This window comes from Bacillus cereus group sp. BfR-BA-01441, from assembly GCF_022663075.1.
Lineage (GTDB): Bacteria > Bacillota > Bacilli > Bacillales > Bacillaceae_G > Bacillus_A > Bacillus_A cereus.
The window spans coordinates 1-1,318 of record NZ_JAKUEU010000210.1 but is presented as its reverse complement, the minus strand read 5'-3'; the positions used below and the strand labels follow the sequence as shown (position 1 = coordinate 1,318).

The window sequence follows — 1,318 nt, the reverse complement described above, 5'->3', positions numbered from 1 at the left end:
GCGAGAGAACCTTAGCCAGTCAGAGCTAAACGAGCCGTCTACACTTTTAATTTCAAAAGACAAAAACAGGTAGTTGCAAAATGAAGTTAGCCTTGTTATAATTTCATCATATGTGTTTCATCAATATAGTTGTGTATGCAGCTGAAGATGAAAAACTCTGTTTCGAAAATGATTCAGGGCGGAAGGAGATGAAAAGAATGAAAGCAGGAATTCACCCAGATTACAAGAAAGTTGTATTCATGGACACAAACACAGGCTTCAAATTCTTAAGCGGATCTACTAAAGGATCTAACGAAACTGTTGAGTGGGAAGATGGTAACACTTATCCATTACTAAAAGTTGAGATCAGTTCTGATTCTCACCCATTCTACACTGGACGTCAGAAGTTTGCTACTGCAGACGGACGCGTTGACCGCTTCAATAAGAAATACGGTCTTAAGTAATAAAAACATAAAACAGGCAAGTGTATGTATTCGCTTGTCTGTTTTTTTTGCGAAAATATTATACCTTTACCCTACTTTTAACTGAAAAGTAGATGAAAGGAGAGCTTCATGTACTTAATAAATCAAAATGGCTGGATTGAAGTGATTTGCGGTAGTATGTTTTCTGGCAAGTCAGAAGAGCTAATCCGCCGTGTGCGCCGTACGCAATTTGCAAAACAACATGCAATTGTATTTAAACCATGTATTGATAATCGATATAGTGAAGAAGATGTTGTATCACATAACGGATTAAAGGTAAAAGCAGTTCCTGTTTCAGCTTCAAAGGATATATTTGAACATATTACAGAAGAGCTGGATGTTATTGCAATCGATGAGGTGCAATTTTTTGATGGGGACATTGTGGAAGTGGTGCAAGTATTGGCAAATCGTGGCTATCGTGTCATTGTAGCTGGTTTAGACCAAGATTTCCGTGGTCTACCATTTGGACAAGTTCCTCAGCTGATGGCGATTGCTGAACATGTGACAAAACTACAAGCAGTATGTTCTGTATGTGGATCTCCAGCAAGTCGTACACAACGATTAATTGATGGAGAACCAGCGGCATTTGATGATCCAATTATTTTAGTTGGAGCTTCAGAATCGTATGAACCACGTTGTCGTCATTGTCATGCAGTACCTGCAAACAAAGATAAGTAAAACTCGCTGCGCAAGGCGGGTTTTTTTCAAAATAGAGAGAATGAGCGGTGTGAGCCGCTTGCGCTTTTAAATATATCTAGTTCCGGTGGCTAGCTCTTCGCATCTAAGAACCTTCCGCCCGAAAGGTAAAAAGCACCTTTAGGTCGAAAGAACCTTAGTTGGTCAGAGCTGAAAGAGCC

Annotated in this window: 2 protein-coding genes; both read left to right on the top strand. The window is 39.8% G+C overall.

The genetic code is table 11. The annotated features are described in order from the left end of the window. The first annotated feature begins 197 nt into the window (after positions 1-197). The gene (locus MR107_RS30070) at positions 198-443 is read left to right on the top strand and encodes a type B 50S ribosomal protein L31 (protein ID WP_000643433.1); all 246 of its coding nucleotides are present in this window, start codon (positions 198-200) and stop codon (positions 441-443) included. A 108-nt stretch (positions 444-551) separates the two neighbouring features. Then, positions 552-1,139 carry a thymidine kinase gene (locus MR107_RS30065; protein WP_000280859.1) on the top strand — a complete coding sequence of 196 codons (588 nt, stop codon included), beginning with the start codon at positions 552-554 and terminating at the stop codon, positions 1,137-1,139. Positions 1,140-1,318 lie beyond the last annotated feature (179 nt).

Excerpts from the sequence above, each read along its gene's own strand:
- MR107_RS30070 (WP_000643433.1), top strand. The coding sequence starts at position 198 with ATGAAAGCAGGAATTCACCCAGATTACAAGAAAGTTGTATTCATGGAC.
- MR107_RS30065 (WP_000280859.1), top strand. The coding sequence starts at position 552 with ATGTACTTAATAAATCAAAATGGCTGGATTGAAGTGATTTGCGGTAGT.